Annotated in this window: 11 protein-coding genes; 6 read left to right on the forward strand and 5 right to left on the reverse strand. The window is 63.6% G+C overall.

The genetic code is table 11. From position 1 onward, the window contains the following. Positions 1–27: 27 nt before the first annotated feature. Complete coding sequence (locus IVB47_RS33295) at positions 28–1476, forward strand: aldehyde dehydrogenase (protein ID WP_247467862.1); 1449 nt, start codon at positions 28–30, stop codon at positions 1474–1476. 36 nt (positions 1477–1512) lie between these two features. After that, positions 1513–3120, forward strand: coding sequence for a benzoylformate decarboxylase (mdlC, locus tag IVB47_RS33300; protein ID WP_247467866.1), 1608 nt, complete (start codon positions 1513–1515; stop codon positions 3118–3120). On the opposite strand, the gene IVB47_RS33305 is transcribed toward mdlC, so the two are convergent. Both IVB47_RS33305 and IVB47_RS33310 read right to left on the reverse strand, forming a co-directional pair. Beyond that, positions 3117–4652, reverse strand: coding sequence for a hypothetical protein (locus IVB47_RS33305; RefSeq protein ID WP_247467869.1), 1536 nt, complete (start codon positions 4650–4652; stop codon positions 3117–3119). The two genes, mdlC and IVB47_RS33305, sit on opposite strands and share 4 nt — an antisense overlap. 30 nt (positions 4653–4682) lie before the next feature. Next, on the reverse strand, positions 4683–5858 hold the full coding sequence (locus IVB47_RS33310) for a glycosyltransferase family 4 protein (protein WP_247468180.1): 1176 nt from the start codon (positions 5856–5858) through the stop codon (positions 4683–4685). A 282-nt stretch (positions 5859–6140) separates the two neighbouring features. Between IVB47_RS33310 and IVB47_RS33315 the strand changes: the two genes are divergently transcribed. After that, positions 6141–8234 (forward strand): GumC family protein, encoded by a 2094-nt coding sequence (locus tag IVB47_RS33315; RefSeq protein WP_247467872.1) that lies wholly within the window; start codon positions 6141–6143, stop codon positions 8232–8234. Between the two features lie 54 nt (positions 8235–8288). On the opposite strand, the gene IVB47_RS33320 is transcribed toward IVB47_RS33315, so the two are convergent. Then, a complete protein-coding gene (locus tag IVB47_RS33320) occupies positions 8289–9635 on the reverse strand; it encodes a polysaccharide biosynthesis C-terminal domain-containing protein (RefSeq protein ID WP_247467875.1) in 1347 nt (448 codons plus the stop codon). Positions 9636–10069: 434 nt separating this feature from the next. Here IVB47_RS33320 and IVB47_RS33325 point away from each other — a divergent pair, with 434 nt between their 5' ends. Further along, positions 10070–11293: an NAD(P)/FAD-dependent oxidoreductase gene (locus IVB47_RS33325; RefSeq protein WP_027569286.1), complete on the forward strand. Its 1224-nt coding sequence runs from the start codon at positions 10070–10072 to the stop codon at positions 11291–11293. A 33-nt stretch (positions 11294–11326) separates the two neighbouring features. On the opposite strand, the gene IVB47_RS33330 is transcribed toward IVB47_RS33325, so the two are convergent. Together IVB47_RS33330 and IVB47_RS33335 are read right to left on the reverse strand one after the other, a co-directional pair. Then, a complete protein-coding gene (locus tag IVB47_RS33330) occupies positions 11327–12463 on the reverse strand; it encodes a GNAT family N-acetyltransferase (protein ID WP_247467878.1) in 1137 nt (378 codons plus the stop codon). 213 nt (positions 12464–12676) lie between these two features. Further along, positions 12677–12823: a hypothetical protein gene (locus IVB47_RS33335; protein WP_247433336.1), complete on the reverse strand. Its 147-nt coding sequence runs from the start codon at positions 12821–12823 to the stop codon at positions 12677–12679. Between IVB47_RS33335 and IVB47_RS33340 the strand changes: the two genes are divergently transcribed. Beyond that, entirely contained in the window at positions 12765–13994 is a 1230-nt protein-coding gene (locus IVB47_RS33340; RefSeq protein ID WP_346730828.1) for an O-antigen ligase family protein, read from the forward strand. The two genes, IVB47_RS33335 and IVB47_RS33340, sit on opposite strands and share 59 nt — an antisense overlap. After that, on the forward strand, positions 13991–15016 hold the full coding sequence (locus tag IVB47_RS33345) for a glycoside hydrolase family 5 protein (protein ID WP_247467884.1): 1026 nt from the start codon (positions 13991–13993) through the stop codon (positions 15014–15016). The genes IVB47_RS33340 and IVB47_RS33345 overlap by 4 nt, the downstream gene beginning before the upstream one ends. Positions 15017–15160: the final 144 nt, after the last annotated feature.

Consider the following 15160-nt stretch of genomic DNA (forward strand, 5'->3'; position numbering starts at 1 on the left):
GCCATCATCAACACCAGGGAGATTTTCATGGACGTCAGTCTTCTCGTCAACGGGCAGGATCAGGCCGCTTCCAGCGGCAAGGTGTTCGAGCGGCGCAATCCGCTGTCGCAGGAGGTCGCAAGCCGCGCGGCCGCTGCCACGGCTTCCGATGCCGACGCCGCAGTGGCGGCGGCTTCTGCCGCATTGCCAGGATGGTCGGCACTTGGCCCGAATGCGAGGCGAGCCCTGTTGCTGAAGGCCGCAGATGCGCTTGAGGCCAAGCGCGACGCCTTCGTCCGAATCATGATGGCCGAGATCGGCACGACAGAGATCTGGTCGGCCTTCAACGTCAAGCTCGCGACCGGCATGCTGCGCGAAGCAGCGTCGCTCACCACGCAGATCGCGGGCGAGGTGATCCCGTCGGACAAGCCGGGATGTCTCGCCATGTCCGTTCGCCAGCCAGCCGGCGTCTGCCTCGGCATCGCGCCGTGGAACGCGCCGATCATTCTCGGCGTTCGCGCCGTGGCGACGGCGCTCGCCTGCGGCAATACGGTCGTGCTCAAGGCGTCCGAGATCTGCCCGGGAACACACCGGTTGATCGGCGAGGTTTTCAAGGACGCAAGCTTTCCGCCCGGCGTCGTGAATGTCCTGACCAACGCACCGGCCGACGCGCCCGCTCTGGTCGAGCGCCTCATCGCCAATCCTGCCGTGCGGCGGGTCAATTTTACCGGCTCGACCCGGGTCGGTCGAGTCATCGCCGAACTCGCCGGTCGCCACCTCAAGCCGGCGCTGCTCGAGCTTGGCGGCAAGGCGCCGCTGATCGTGCTCGACGATGCCGACCTCGATGCCGCCGTCGCGGCGGTCGCGTTCGGCGCCTTCATCAATCAGGGCCAGGTTTGCATGTCGACCGAGCGGGTGATCGTCGACGAGGCGGTGGCGGCCGCCTTTGTCGAGAAGCTTGCGAAGAAAACGGCTGCGCTTCCGGCCGGCGACCCGCGCCACGGTCCGGTGGTGGTCGGCTCGATGATCGACGAGGCGCCGGCCAAGCATGTCGTTGCACTGATCGACGACGCGATCGCCAAAGGGGCCGTCAAGCTCGCGGGCGGGGACCGGATTGGCACAGTCGTCCCGGCCATCGTGCTCGATCGCGTGGTACCCGGCATGCGCATCTACACCGAGGAGAGCTTTGGTCCCGTCGTCTCGGTGGTCCGCGCGCGTGGCGTGGACGAGGCCGTGCGGCTCGCCAACGACACGGAGTATGGCCTTTCGGCTGCCGTGTTCGGCCGCGACGTCGCGCGTGCACTGACGGTGGCGCAGCAGATCGAAAGCGGCATCTGCCACGTCAACGGCCCGACCGTGCATGACGAGGCGCAGATGCCGTTCGGCGGCGTGAAGGGATCGGGCTACGGCCGCTTCGGCGGCCAGGCCGGCATCGCCGAGTTCACCGATCTGCGCTGGATTACCATCGAGACGCAGCCGCAGCACTATCCCTTCTAACCGCGCCGCAAGCGAAGCTCACCAGGACGTCCATTCATGAATTCGAAAGTTCTCACGGTTCGGGAAGCGACCCTCGGTGTGCTTCGCTCCTTTGGCGTCGATCGCGTTTTCGGCAATCCCGGCTCGACCGAGCTTGCCTTCCTGGGCGACTGGCCCGACGACATCGACTACATGCTCGGTCTGCAGGAAGCCTGTGTCGTCGGCATGGCCGACGGCTATGCGCAGGCGACGGGGCGTCCGGCTTTCGTCAATTTGCACTCGGCGGCCGGGCTCGGTCATGCCCTCGGCAATCTCTTCACCGCGTTCCGCAACAAGACGCCGATGGTCGTGACAGCCGGGCAGCAGGCGCGCAGCCTGTTGCGGATGCGACCCTATCTCTTCGCCGAGGACGCCGCACAATTTCCAAAGCCCTATGTGAAATGGAGCGCTGAACCGGCGCGCGCCGAAGATGTTCCAGCGGCGATTGCGCAGGCCTTCCTCACTGCCATGCAGCATCCGCGCGGTCCGACGTTCGTGTCGGTCCCGTCGGATGATTGGGCGCGGCCCGCAGCTGCTCCGCCGGTCCGCCACATCGCGACGGAATTTGCGCCGGATCCGGCGGCGATCGTCCGGCTCGGCGCGGCGATCCGCGCCGCCAAGAGACCTATCTTCGTTGTCGGACCCGAAATCGATCGCAGCGGCTGCGTCGAGGCGATGGTCGCTGTGGCCGAGCAGGCGAGCGCGGCCGTTTGGGCAAGTCCGATGTCGAGCCGTTCGAGCTTTCCGGAATTGCATCCGCTGTTCGCCGGCTTCCTTCCGGCAGCGCCGGGAGGTCTCGCCCGCGCCCTGCGCGGCGCCGATCTGATCGTCGTGGTCGGCGCGCCGGTGTTTACTTTCCATGTCGAAGGACAATGCGAATTGCTCGACGACGGAACGTCGGTATGGCAGATCACGGATGATCCGACAGAAGCCGCATCCGCTTCTGTCGGTGACACCATCATCAGCACGCTCCCGAAGGCGCTGGCTGGGCTGCTGTCGGCGATGCCTGACATCGCGGAGCGCGAAGTGCCGGCCGCGCGGTTGCGGCCTGCCGCTCCTGCCGGGCAAAATCCGATTCCGCCAGGCTATGCGCTCGCCCGTCTCTCGGCGTTGATGCCGGGCGATGCGATCGTGGTCGAGGAGGCGCCGTCGCATCGCCCCGCCATTCAGCAATTCCTGCCTCGGCCGGGCGCGGACAGCTTCTACACGATGGCGAGCGGGGGACTTGGTTACAGCCTGCCGGCCTCCGTCGGCGTGGCGCTGGCGCGGCCGGGTCGCCGCATCGTCGCCTTGATCGGTGACGGATCGGCGATGTATTGCATCCAGGCGATCTGGACCGCGGTGCAACGCCGCTTGCCGATCACCTTCGTGATCATGAACAATTCAGGCTATGGCGCGATGCGCGCCTTCAGCGAGCTGATGCAGGCGCACCGCCCGCCCGGGATCGACCTGCCCGGGCTCGACTTCGTGGCGCTCGCAAGGGGAATGGGTTGTCCGGGGCAGCGCGTGACCGATGTCGGCGACGTCGACGCCATCTTGACCGAAGCGTTGGCATCGAGCGGTCCCGCGCTGGTCGATATCGCCGTCGACGACGCCACGACCGACCTGTTCAGCCATCCGCGCTAGCTGGCGGTAGAGGGACTGGTCCGCGGCGACAAGACGCCCGATGGCAATTTGCTCGTGAGGGCGCGGGTCTTGGGTTGGACACGCGATCCGTCGATCACCTCGAGGCGGCCGCAGCGGTTCAAGGTGTGCAACTTCCTGCCGGGCCATGCTGGCCCTGGCCGAAGAGAGTGGCGGATGATCTGCTTGAACGTCGTCGGCGAGAGTTCGATGATTTCCGCCAGGGCAAGCGCTGCCCCGTATCCGCCGGCACAGTCCTGGACCGGGCGCCACAATTTGTCATTGATGGTGACGAAATTCCCCGCAGGCCGCGTGGTAGCGCGATCGATCAGCACGGGGTTGCTGGCATGCGGCAACCACGGGCCCATGAGGTGCTCGGCGTAATAGATCGCCAGCGAATCCGAATAGCCGCCGGAGCCGTCGCGCCAAGCCCCGAACAGATAGTTCAGACCGTTGTGCCGCGTGATCGTGGCATCGGCCAGCTCGACGCCCGAAAGCAGCGTCGCATGCCGCTCCCATTTGTCCGGAAACCGAACGCATTTGTAGATGGCGACATCCCCATTGGTCGAGCTCTCCGGGATCATCCACAACGCGCCATCGTCCTCGATCAAGAACGGATAGGAGAGGTGCCAAGGCTCGTTCAGCACGGGCACAACCTCTCCGACGGGACCGGCATCGTCGAACTCGATTGCCGAAATGATTCCTTTTCCAACCCGGTGATCGAGGTCTTCAAAGAAGACGAATGTTCGCCCCTGCCAGGTGATGGGGAAAGGATCGGCGTAGAAGTGGTTTCCGGGATCGGCAAGGACGTTCCAGCGGGACCCCGACAGATTTCCGGTCTGCCAGACGCCGGCGCCATCATTGAAGCGCCATCCGACATGCCAGTGCGGGGCATAGCAGCAGAGGCGATAGATCTCCTTGGCAATCGATGTCGCTAGGCCGCGCGCAACGTACGCCGCCGGCGGGCGGCCGTTACCAATTCGGGCGGGTCGTGCCATCAGCGGCACGATGCGCGGCCGTCCCGACAGGATGGCCGCCACCATGGTCAGGGTTCGCGCCATGACGGTTTCCAATCCGCCGCTCAGACCGGCCGCGACTTCGGCGGAGGGGTGGCCGCGATCGAGGACGGCACCGTCGACCTCGTCGACGATTTCGATCACCGGCAGATCGCCGGCGAGAATGGCGGCAAGAGCTGCGTTTTCGCCTGCGACTCCATTGAACAGCGGGCGGAGATACTGCCGGGCGGAGCAGTTCGGATCCCGCGCGCCACCGGTGAAATCGACGATGACGTCTGCCGTGCCGGCGCGAGCCTGCATTCGTTCGGGACTGATCTTCAGCCTGTTGGCGCCGCTGTGCTTGCCCTTGTGCAACACCAAACGTTCGAGCTCGAACAGCATGTCGAGACCGGTCGGCCGCGGCTCCGCCGTTGCGGTCCATGCGATCTGGACCGGTACATCCCGGCCGTCGATCGACAGCATGTCGCGGCCCATCCACTGCCGCGCATACTCAATTTCACAGCGAAACTCGATGGTCATGTCGAGCCGATCCGTTTCAATGCGTCCCGATCAGATGACCTGGCCGAGAATTCGAACGTATTCCTCCACCATGGCGTCCACTGAATAGCGCAGCTTCAGGCCCTTGGCGTTTTGCCGCAGTTCGTCGCTCAGTTTTTGGTCCGTCAGGAGCCTGGAGACCGCGGCCGACAGCTTGGTATGATCGGCGGCATCGACGAACAGCGCTGTCGGCTTTCCCTCGACGGACAAGACCTCGCGCAAGACCGGGAGATCGGTGACGACCGAGGGAACGCCGGCGTTTGCGGCCTCCACAGCGGCGAGGCCGAAGGTCTCCGCCTGCGTCGGAAATACGAACACGTCGAGAGCGGCGAGAAACTCCGCCATCTGGCGCGGGGTGATTTCGCCGAGCAGATGCAGTCTGTCCGATACTCTCAGCTCGTCCGCCAACTGCCGCAGCCGAGCCTCGTCGGCTCCCTGGCCGGCCAGTGCGAGGTGCCAGGAGGGTTGATCCGGCAGCAGCCGTATCGCCGCGTCGAGCCGCTTGTGCGGGTGCAATCTTGCTGCGCAGCCGAGCAGGGTGCTTTCCGGCGGCAGATTGAATTTCTGTCGCGCAGCTTGCTTCGTCAGGGTGAGCGCCTTGTCGTCGAAGCCGTGCGGCACGTGCACCATGCGCGCGCGATAAGCTTTGGGGTAGCGCGAATACTCGCGCTGCATGTCCTGCGAGTTGAGCGTGATGCGGTCGAAGAAGCCGAGGCTGCCCATGACGATGTCGGCGGTGCGGACCGGCCAGCTCATCGACAGCGCGGATGAAACCTGATTGGCGATGACAGGCACGTGGCAGATCAGGCGCGCCACACCGGCGCCGATGACATTGCCGAAGTGCTGAAAGGTCAGAACGGCGTCGGGCCTGGTGGCCCTGAGATGGCCGCCGAGCGTCCACAGCATTTGCAGCAGCGCCAGCGGATTTCCCGGCCGGCTCGACGCGCAATAGATGGTGTCGGGCGGCTCATCGAACGAATCCGACTTGCGGAAGAAGAACAGATTGGTGACGCGATAGCCGCGGGCGGTCAGCCCGGCGCCAAGCAGGCGCGAGATCTCCTGCGCACCCGCGTTCTCCGCCTGGGTCTGTACGAGAAGCACGTGCAGCTTTCGTCCGCCACCGTTGGGTGGCGCGAGTGCTGTCGCAGTGGTCTCGCCCAACGCCTTGTTTGGCTGGTAATGGAGCACGGATCCCGACCCATTAGAGAAACGAATTTTTCGCATTCTTAACTCCGTGCTTACCACGGAGGCCTCGCGCGGACACCGATTAGCAATAAACGGAGTTAATGTGCGCCCTGCCGCAAGGGCACGGTTCGCGAAGGAATTCCGCTGGTTCCGGACGAAGTGAAGCGAGCGCGTTAACCAATTGGTCATGACCGCGCCAGGCGCGGGTAACCGCGGATTAACCATAGATATTTACGTTGGAGCAGGCACTGAACAGTGTTCGCCAGTTGAATCCGAGTAAAATCCATGACGTTCGGTCGCCGCGCAGACCCGACAAGCTCCGGATCGACCGGTGTTGCCGCGTCGTGGCAGACTCAAAATGCGTCGAGCGGCGAGTCGCGCGAGCCCGCCGCGCGCTTGGGCGGTGCGCTCACGGCCGCGGGCGCGCTCTCCTTCATGCGGGACAACGCTCGCCGCATCCTGACGCTCGCGCTCGCGATTTTTGGCCTTGGCGTCGTCGTTCTCTTGGTGATCCCGGTTCGGTTTGCCGCGACCGCGCTGGTCGTGGTCGATCCCCGCGAGCAACGCGTAACCTCGGAGCAGGACGTTCTGCCGGGCATCGGGCAGGACAGCGCCGCGCTGCAAAGCCTGGTCGAAGTGGCGAAGTCCGACGGCTTTCTCGAGCCGCTGATCGAGCAGCTCAAGATTCGGGATGACCAGGACATTTCCGGGGGGCATAGCGACCCCGCGCGCCTGCTCGAGAGATTCCGCAACCGCCTCGACATTTCCCGTCGCGGGCTGACCTATGTCATCGCCATCCGCTTCACCTCGAACCGGCCGGAGCGGGCGGCCTACTACGCCAATGCCATCGCCGAGGCGTTCGTCGCCAGCCAGGGCCGCAGCCGCACCGATGCGACCGACGAGGCCGCCGACTGGCTCAGTGGCCGGCTCAAATCATTGAACGAACGGTTGAAGGCGTCAGAGGACGCCGTGGCCACGTTCAAGCTCGAGCACAGGATCGTCAACGCGGGCAAGGATTCCACCACCCAGCAATTGCGGGTCACTGAACTGTCGCAGCAGGTTGCCGCTGCGCGGGCCCGGACCGAAGAGGCGAAGGCCCGCTACGAGCAGGCACAGCGCGACGTGAAGGCGAATGTCGATAGCCCCGTCAAGCAGGATCTGCTGAGCGCCCTGCGCGCACAGCGGTCGGCGCTCAATGACCAGATTGCGCAGAAGCGGGCGGTGTTCGGCGATCGTCATCCCGACCTCGTCATGTCGTACAGCCAGTTGACCGATCTCAACAGGCAGATCGAGGTCGAGCGGACGAAGGGCATCGATACCGCAAAATCGGAATACGAGGCCCAGCGCGAGCAGCAGAAGGCGCTGGAAGGCCAGATGAAGGCGGCGGAATCGCAGCTTCTGGTCGACGGTCAGGCTCTGGTCCGCCTCCAGGAGCTGCAGCGCGACGCCGAGGCCAACAGAAACATCTACGAGCAGTTCCTCTCGCGCTCCAAGACGACGAACGAGCAGCGCCTCTTGCAGAGCTCCCAGACCAAGATTGCGTCGTCCGCCATTCCGCCGCTGCGCTCGACCCTTCCACCGCTGTCTTTGTTGCTCGCCGCTCTCGCGATCGGTTCGCTGCTGACATCGACGGCGGTCGTTGCCGCCACGGGACGCGGATCGGACAAATCCGTTCCTGATAGCCGCGACCCCGAGTCGGCTCCGCGCCAGCCCGCGACCTGGTCACGTCCGCCGGTGTGGGCCCGCATTCCCGACCTGACGCCTGGCGAAGTCCCCAGAAACATCTGGCAAGGTCCGGTGTCCGTGACGACCGAACTCGATCTCGGTCCCCATCTGCGTCCGCTGCTGGATCGGCTGGAGAAGGTGCCGGGACCTCGTGGCAAGGTCGTCCTCGTGATGTCGGTCGGGAAGCGGGCCGGCGGCAACACCGTCGCGCGGTCGCTGAATCGATGGGCTGTGAACACTGGGAGGCTGAGCGTCCTGATCCGGGTCGAGCCGGACCTCGGCGGTGCCGGGGCCGGCCTTGCCAAGGGCCAGGCCGAAGGCATGACCACTGCAGATTTCCGCAGCGTCGATGAGCTTCTGAGCGCCAGCAAGAAGCCCCAGCCACAGCCCGCGGACGATATTCGCTCGGAGTTCGATCTGATCGTCGTCCACGCCACCTCCCTGGCGTTGCAGCCGGAGGCGGCGGCGCTGGCTGCTCACGCCGATCTTGTCATGCTGGTCGCGCGCGAAGACGCGGTCGACTCGGCCGCCATGCGCAGGGCGATCGCTGCGCTCTCCCGGTTTGCCGGCGTGCCGACCGGCATCGTCGTCAATCGTGTGCCGGCCGGCCCGTCGGCGTCGCGTCGCGGCGAAGTGCTGGGGCTGGCTGGTTGACGCCACCCGGCAACGGATTGCCGAGCCGCGCCATTGCCTCGGCTGACCAGAGATCTATTCGCCGGAGTCCGCGCCACGGACCGCGTAGGCGCCAGGCTTCGATGGCGAGAAGCGCAGAAGTCCCAAAATCGAAGGATCGACCCCGGTTCGCCGGCGACAGAGGATGTTGAGAGCGATGGTCGCGAGCGCCAGCGACACAGTGGCCGAGATCGCTGCGCCAAGAACGCCGAGCCAGGGAATGAGGACGAGAAATCCGACCAGCCGCAGCGCTACGTTTCCGGCAATCACGGGGACATACTCGCGCTCATAGCCGGTCAGCTGCAAGATCGCCGCAGAAGGACCGCCCGCCGCCTGGAACGCCGTTCCGATCGCGAGCACGATCAGGACCCAGTGCTGCGCAGCGAAATGCGGCCCGAACAGGTTGAGCAGATGGGGACCTCCAACCCAGATCAGGAGAAGTCCGCTGACCACGCACACGGCGGTCACTTCCGCCATGAGCCGCAACGTTCGCTCGAATTCCTGGTGGTTCTTGCTGAAGTACAGCGAGGGGAGCCGACGTGCGCCAAAACTGTACAGTGCGGCCGACAGCATGGCGAAGATGTTGGCCAGGCGCGAAGCGGCAAAGTAAATTCCGGCGGTTGTCGGGTCCAGCATCCAATAGACCAGGATGACGTCGAAATACTGGTTCGCTGCTTCGAGGATGGACGCGACCCAGAAATGAAGCGCGCTCGATCTCCAGCGCGACGTCTCGGACCCCACCGCCGTGCCGCGAAAATCCGGCAGGGTTCGCGCAATCGCGATGATCTGTGCAATCAGTCCGACCGACATGGCAATCGTCATCACGGCGATCAATTCGGCGGGATCGAGCTGGCGATGGCCGCACATGATTGCGAGCAGGAACAGCACGACGCTGACGCGCCAGAAGAACTCCCTGTTTCCTTCCCCCATGAGAATGCTAACCAGCGAGCGTGCGATCTGGCTGCCAAGCATCAGTCCCGCATTCACGGCCGTGTAGGCCGACACCGCGATGACCAGCAGCCACGAGGCGCCCTTGATGTTCGCGCCGATCGCCATTGCGCCGATCGCGATCAGCATCGCGACGGAGGAAATCTTCAGGCTCGATAGCAGCACGCCTTTGGTGAGATCGGGCTGATTTCCCACCCGATACTCGTTCAGAAATCGCACGAGCAGCGATTCCTGGCCGACCAGACCGACGACCGCTGCCATCTGGGCCACCGAAAGCCAGGTCGCAAAGATGCCGAACCCATCGGGCGACATCGTTCGTGCCGCAAGCGAGAACAACGCGAACGCAAGCGCGCCGCTACCAACCTTGAGAAGGATGGTTCCGGCAACACCGCGCGTCACGTCGCGCCGCATGAACTGGACGATGGATTCGATCATGGAAATTTAAGAGGCAACTTTCCTTGAAGAGACACTTTCCGATTACTTGCGACAGCCTAGCATGGCGAAAAACCACGAGTGTTAATGAGCGGCCTCCATGATCCAGCCGACCGACGCGATGTCGCGGCCATGTCTGTTGCTTCACTATGGAACATCGCTGACCCCATTGTCCCAGATAGAGCAAACTGCGGCCTGATCGCGTGGCGGCATAGCGCCGCATCGATGGCCGATGAGGCGAGATGAGCCGCTGGAATGCGGACCGGCTCGCCGGGAATGGGCCATCCCGAGCAAGGCGCGTGCCGGTTCTCAGCGTGCCGGGCAGGTCTCCGCTGCATTAACCGAGATATCGAGAAATGATCGCGTTTGGTCCTGCGATGCGACATCAGGCGAGAGAATTGCACGGGCAATCATCGTTGACCGTGGGAGCCTGGACCATGACGGCGGATAGCAACGTGACGGAGCCGATTGCCGAAGCCGGCCCGCCGACGATCGGCGCCGACATCGCGATCGTGGGCGGCGGCCTCGCGGGCTCGCTCGCGGCGGCCGTGCTCGCGCGGGCAGGGCATCGTGTCGCTCTCGTCGACAAGCGCGCGGTCCATCCAGACGAGTTCCGGGTCGAGAAAATCGGCGGCCACCAGCTGGAGATGTTGCGTAAGCTGGGCTTCCTCGACGCGCTCGACAAGGTGGCCTGCCGATATGATCAGGTGCTCAATATCAGGGACGGCAAGGTGGTCGATGTCAGCGTCGGACGGGCTTACGGACTTCCGTATGCCGATCTCGTCGCCATGGCGCGCAGTCAACTGCCCGATCCGTCCAGCCTGATCGTCGACGAGGTCACGGCCGTCAACTGTAGCGGAGATATCCAGCATATCGAGCTCGCGTCCGGAAGGCGCATGACAGCGCGCCTTGTCGTGCTGGCCACGGGCATGGCGGGCGTTCTCGGCTACAAGCTCGGTATCAAGCGGCGGGTGCTGGCCGAGCGCCATTCGGTCACGTTTGGCTTCACGATCGCGCGCCGGGACGATGTGCCGTTCGATTTCGAGGCGCTAACCTGTTACGGCGAGCGCACGGCGGACGGCATCGATTATCTCAGCCTGTTTCCCGTGCGGGCCGGCATGCGGGCAAATCTCTTCATGTTCCGCGACCCGGCCGATCCTGTTATGCGCGAGCTGCGCCGCGAACCGGAAGCGACGGTGTTGCGCCTGCTGCCGGGATTGCGGCCTTACCTCGGCGATTTCCACGTGATCGACCGGGTGCAGAATTGGGTGATGGACCTGTCCGTCGTGGAAGGGCATCTCCAGCCCGGCGTCGTGCTCATCGGCGATGCCTTCCAGACCAATTGCCCGGCCGCGGGTACGGGCGTTGCCCGCCTGCTGGTCGACGTCGACCGCCTCTGCACTGAATATGCGCCGCGTTGGCTGGTGACCGAGGGCATGAGCCAGGAGAAGATTTCGGAATTCTATTCCGACCCTGACAAGATCGCGGCTGACCAGCAGTCGCTGAAGATGGCGCGCTTCCGGCAGGCCCTGACGTCCCGCAACGATATCGGCTGGGACGTGCGGCGGCGGCTGCACTTCCTGCGACGCACGATCACCCACCGGGTCGATCAAATGCGGCCAGGCTGGCTCTCGCATGTTCGAAGCGCGCTACGCGCCTGAGAGCCGTTGTATCGTCGGGGGGCCTCGCGCCGGTCAGCGCGTGGGCGTTGACGTCCGCGTCGGCAGAAGCCTGAACTCCGACATTCGCTTGGCGGCCAGTTTGAGCCAGGGAGCCTGTTTCAGTGCGAACAAGGAAATGGCGCCCACGGTGCTGCCGGCCTGCGTGACCGCCCACATCGGCGAGGGCTGCGCGCCGAACAATTTCTTGTAGGGCTCGTCACCGATAGTGAAATCGAGCATCTGATCCCCGCGCTCGATGCAGTCCTTCGCGACCTGCTCGAACATCAGCGCGCCCAGGGACTGGCTCTTGTATCCCGCAATGTCGAAGGCGCTCATGATGACGAGGAAGCTGCCTTGATGGCAGAGCCCGAGCACGGCGGCGATCACCTCGCCATCCATCTTCATGGCATAGAGCCGGACAAAGGAGCCGAGGCCGCGCTGCGCCATCTCGGAATAGAAGCCGTAATATTCGGAGCGCTGGAGCAGATCTCCGTCGCCTTGCGCCTGAAAGCGCGGACCGCGGAATTTGCGCATCACGTCTAGCGCCTCGATCACGGAGGCGCTGTCGCCGCAGCATGAAAAACTCAGATCGCCCTTCTTCTGGAGCTGCCGGGACTTCTTTGCGAGCTCCTTCTGGTAGGAACGGTCGATCGCGCTGGCGCGCCATTGCTCGAACGGCGCGACAAGGACGGTCGCGTAGGCATTGGACTCCATCGCGACACGGCGGGGCGTAGCCAGGAGGTTCTCGATCGGAAGCCGTCCGTCCGGCAGCTTGGTCATTCGGAGCAGATCGAACGGGCGGACGAGGTACCTGATTTCCGCGCACGCACTCTCGTCCTTGAGCAGCTCGGAAAATACCTGCGGGCTGCACACCGGCGCCAGGTAGTCGGAGGCGCGGAGGTCTGCGAATTCGATGGTCCGTATCGGGCCGCGCCGGATCCGCAGCAAGGGCAGCACCATCGCAAGGGCGCCCGTCGCGCGGTGGCGGACCACGACAACCAGAGGCGTTGCGCCTGCATGAGACGCGAGCCGGGTGTAGAGGGTGTCGAGCCAGAGCGGATGCTGGAACGCGGTGGCGGCCGAGTTGTCAAACAGCTCCGCGTAATCAGGCGACAGGAAGTCGAATCCCTGCTCGATGGCGATGTTGAACGTGCTGCTAGGTCTGTTCATGATACCAGGGAAACCGGATAGCTCGGGACGGTCGAGCCGGACCTGCGCTTTATAGCAGGGTCGTTACGGGCGAGACACCGGCGGCGTGCAGTTTGCATTAATGCGTCGCGCAAGGCTCATATCGTTAACAAAACGTTAATTTCGCAACGGCGTCGCGTCGCAGCGATGGAGATCGACCTGCGCTAGCAAATTATTAACCGCGCTTAAGGAAGGTCATCTCATGGCCAGCCTGCAGACCGAGGTGGATTCCGGAGCACCCGGGAGCGCGATCTGGACGACGCGCAGCGTTGGCGTCGAGAAGATAGCCAGGTTCGCGATCACCTGTTCGATCACCATCAACGTGGTCGCATCGATGGGCATCTTCAACGCCGCGCTACTGCCGGCGGAGCTGAGCTTTCTGCAACAGGCCATAGCCCTTCTGATGTGGGCTGTCCTGATCTACGCAAGTGCATTCGTGCAGCCGCGCCTGCGGTTGCAGGTCAACCCCGATATGGCGGCGCTGGTCGCATTCTACGCCTTCGCAATTGTCTCGGTGTTCTGGTCTAGCCTGAGCGTCGCGGCGATCATGAAGAGCGCGGCGCTTGCGATGACGACGTTCGGTGCATTTTGCCTCGTCACGCGCGTCGACCTGGACGAAATCGTGAAAGCCACGGCCTTTGGGCTCTTCATATTGGTCGCCGCGTCGGCTGTCTGTGCGGTGGCCGTGCCCGACATCGGGATCGATCACAGTTGGATGCACAACGGTCAATGGCAGGGCGTCTACGAATCGAAGCAGACGCTCGGCTTCGTCGGCGCGTATCTGATGTTCTTGGCCTGCTATCGAAAGATGACGGGGCAGGGGTGGCTGGCTTTCCTCGCCGTGTTCCTGCTGGCATCAACCTGTGTCTTCGCGTCGGAATCGCGCGGCGCCGGCGCTGTCGCTCTGGCCGCCTGCGCCATGCTCGTGACCTCGATGTGGTCGGTCGGCTGCATGAGGCTCTATGCGCTCCTGCCGTTCGTCATGTGCGTTCTGGCCGGCATTCTGATCCTGTATTTCTACGCGACGGGATACGACGCCATCCATATCGGCGATTCCAGTATCGATTTCACCGAGCGGACCTTCATCTGGCACTACGCGATAAGTCATTTCAACGATGCGCCGCTGCTCGGCTTCGGCATCAACGGCTTCTGGACGGTCCCGTCGATCTATGACTATTTCGAACAGAACCACGGCTGGGTGCTCGACAATTATCATAGCGGCTACATCGCCATCCTGATGGAAACCGGATTTCTGGGGTATACGCTCTTTGCCGCGAGCGTCCTCCTGTTCTCGCACAAGATCCTCCATCTGATTTCCGCTCGCACGATCGACCGATCGCATTGTGCCCTCATCATCGGATTTGTCGTCCTCAGCTTTCAGACCAATTTTACGGAGACGACGTTCCTTCGTTCGACGATGTTCACATCGGTGCTCCTGGTGGGCTTTTTCTTTGCGACGTGCAGGCCGGTGCGACCGACGGAATTCGGGGCTTTAGGAATGGAAACAGTATGACCGCCATGCGCGCTCGTTGGCCGAGAAGCGTCAAACTTGCGGCTATGGTGGTTTTCCTTGCATCGCTGTCCTCCCACGCCCAGGGAGCCGAGCAGGCCGCCTCCCGTGACACGCCAAAACTGGGGCGCGGTATCAACATTCTCGGCTACGATGGAATCTGGGAAGGCGGCCAAAACGCGCCATTTCGCCTGGACAATTTAACCGCAATCAAGAAGGCCGGGTTCACGCATGTCAGGATTAATTTCTTCGGCTTCAAGTTCATGGGGCCGGGGAATCTCCTGGACGAGATCGTCCTGAGGCGGCTTGACGCCGTCATCGAGGAGGTTCTCGCGAGGAAGCTCGTTCCCATCGTCGACGAGCACGACACCCACCTTTGCCAGCGCGATGTTTCCGAATGCGCCGAGAAGCTCAAGGCGTTCTGGCGGCAGATCGCCGAGCGCTATGCCGGCAAATATCCGGCACTCGTCTTCGAGGTCTTGAACGAGCCTGGTGGAGAAATGAGCTCCGCCAGCTGGAATTCGCTCCTCAACGAATGTCTCGGCATCATCCGCCGCACCAATCCCGAACGGCCGGTGATCGCCGCCGTTCTCAACACCGACGAGATCCCTGTCGACGAGCTGGTTCTGCCGGTCGACGACAGGCATCTCATCGTCACGTTTCATTATTACGCGCCGATACGGTTCACCCATCAGGGCGCGCCGTGGTCTCCGACGTTTTCGCGGATCGGGCCCCTGAATTGGGGCAGCCCGGAGGATGAAGCGAAAGCTGCCGCCGATTTCAGGAAGATGAGCCTCTGGGCGGAGAAAGAGCAGCGCCCGGTCTATGTCGGCGAGTTCGGAGTATACGAGCGTGCGCCATCCGACAGCCGGCAGAGATATTTGTCATTCGTGGCGAGAAGCGCCGACAGGCTCGGCTGGTCATGGGCCTACTGGCAGTTCGATCACGACTTCGCGGCGTTCGACAGTGCGCGCCAGGCCTGGAAGCCGGGTATCCTGCGTGCGCTGATGCCGCCGACGCGTTGAAATCGCGTCCCGAGTCCGCTCATTTCGCGGAAGGAGTCGGGTCAGAGCCGTCGGGCAAAACACCCGCCCTCCCGTCAACCCCATTCCGCAAAATATTCCACTTTACCGAAATTCGGTTTGGCGTATGTGTCGCCCATCCCGGCT

Origin of the sequence: Bradyrhizobium sp. 62, assembly GCF_023073035.1 — a bacterium.
In the GTDB taxonomy this organism is placed as follows: Bacteria; Pseudomonadota; Alphaproteobacteria; order Rhizobiales; family Xanthobacteraceae; genus Bradyrhizobium.

Excerpts from the sequence above, each read along its gene's own strand:
- IVB47_RS33330 (WP_247467878.1), bottom strand. The coding sequence starts at position 12,463 with ATGAACAGACCTAGCAGCACGTTCAACATCGCCATCGAGCAGGGATTC.
- IVB47_RS33325 (WP_027569286.1), top strand. The coding sequence starts at position 10,070 with ATGACGGCGGATAGCAACGTGACGGAGCCGATTGCCGAAGCCGGCCCG.
- IVB47_RS33345 (WP_247467884.1), top strand. The coding sequence starts at position 13,991 with ATGACCGCCATGCGCGCTCGTTGGCCGAGAAGCGTCAAACTTGCGGCT.
- IVB47_RS33305 (WP_247467869.1), bottom strand. The coding sequence starts at position 4,652 with ATGACCATCGAGTTTCGCTGTGAAATTGAGTATGCGCGGCAGTGGATG.
- mdlC (WP_247467866.1), top strand. The coding sequence starts at position 1,513 with ATGAATTCGAAAGTTCTCACGGTTCGGGAAGCGACCCTCGGTGTGCTT.
- IVB47_RS33315 (WP_247467872.1), top strand. The coding sequence starts at position 6,141 with ATGACGTTCGGTCGCCGCGCAGACCCGACAAGCTCCGGATCGACCGGT.
- IVB47_RS33335 (WP_247433336.1), bottom strand. The coding sequence starts at position 12,823 with ATGCCCATCGATGCGACCACGTTGATGGTGATCGAACAGGTGATCGCG.
- IVB47_RS33295 (WP_247467862.1), top strand. The coding sequence starts at position 28 with ATGGACGTCAGTCTTCTCGTCAACGGGCAGGATCAGGCCGCTTCCAGC.
- IVB47_RS33320 (WP_247467875.1), bottom strand. The coding sequence starts at position 9,635 with ATGATCGAATCCATCGTCCAGTTCATGCGGCGCGACGTGACGCGCGGT.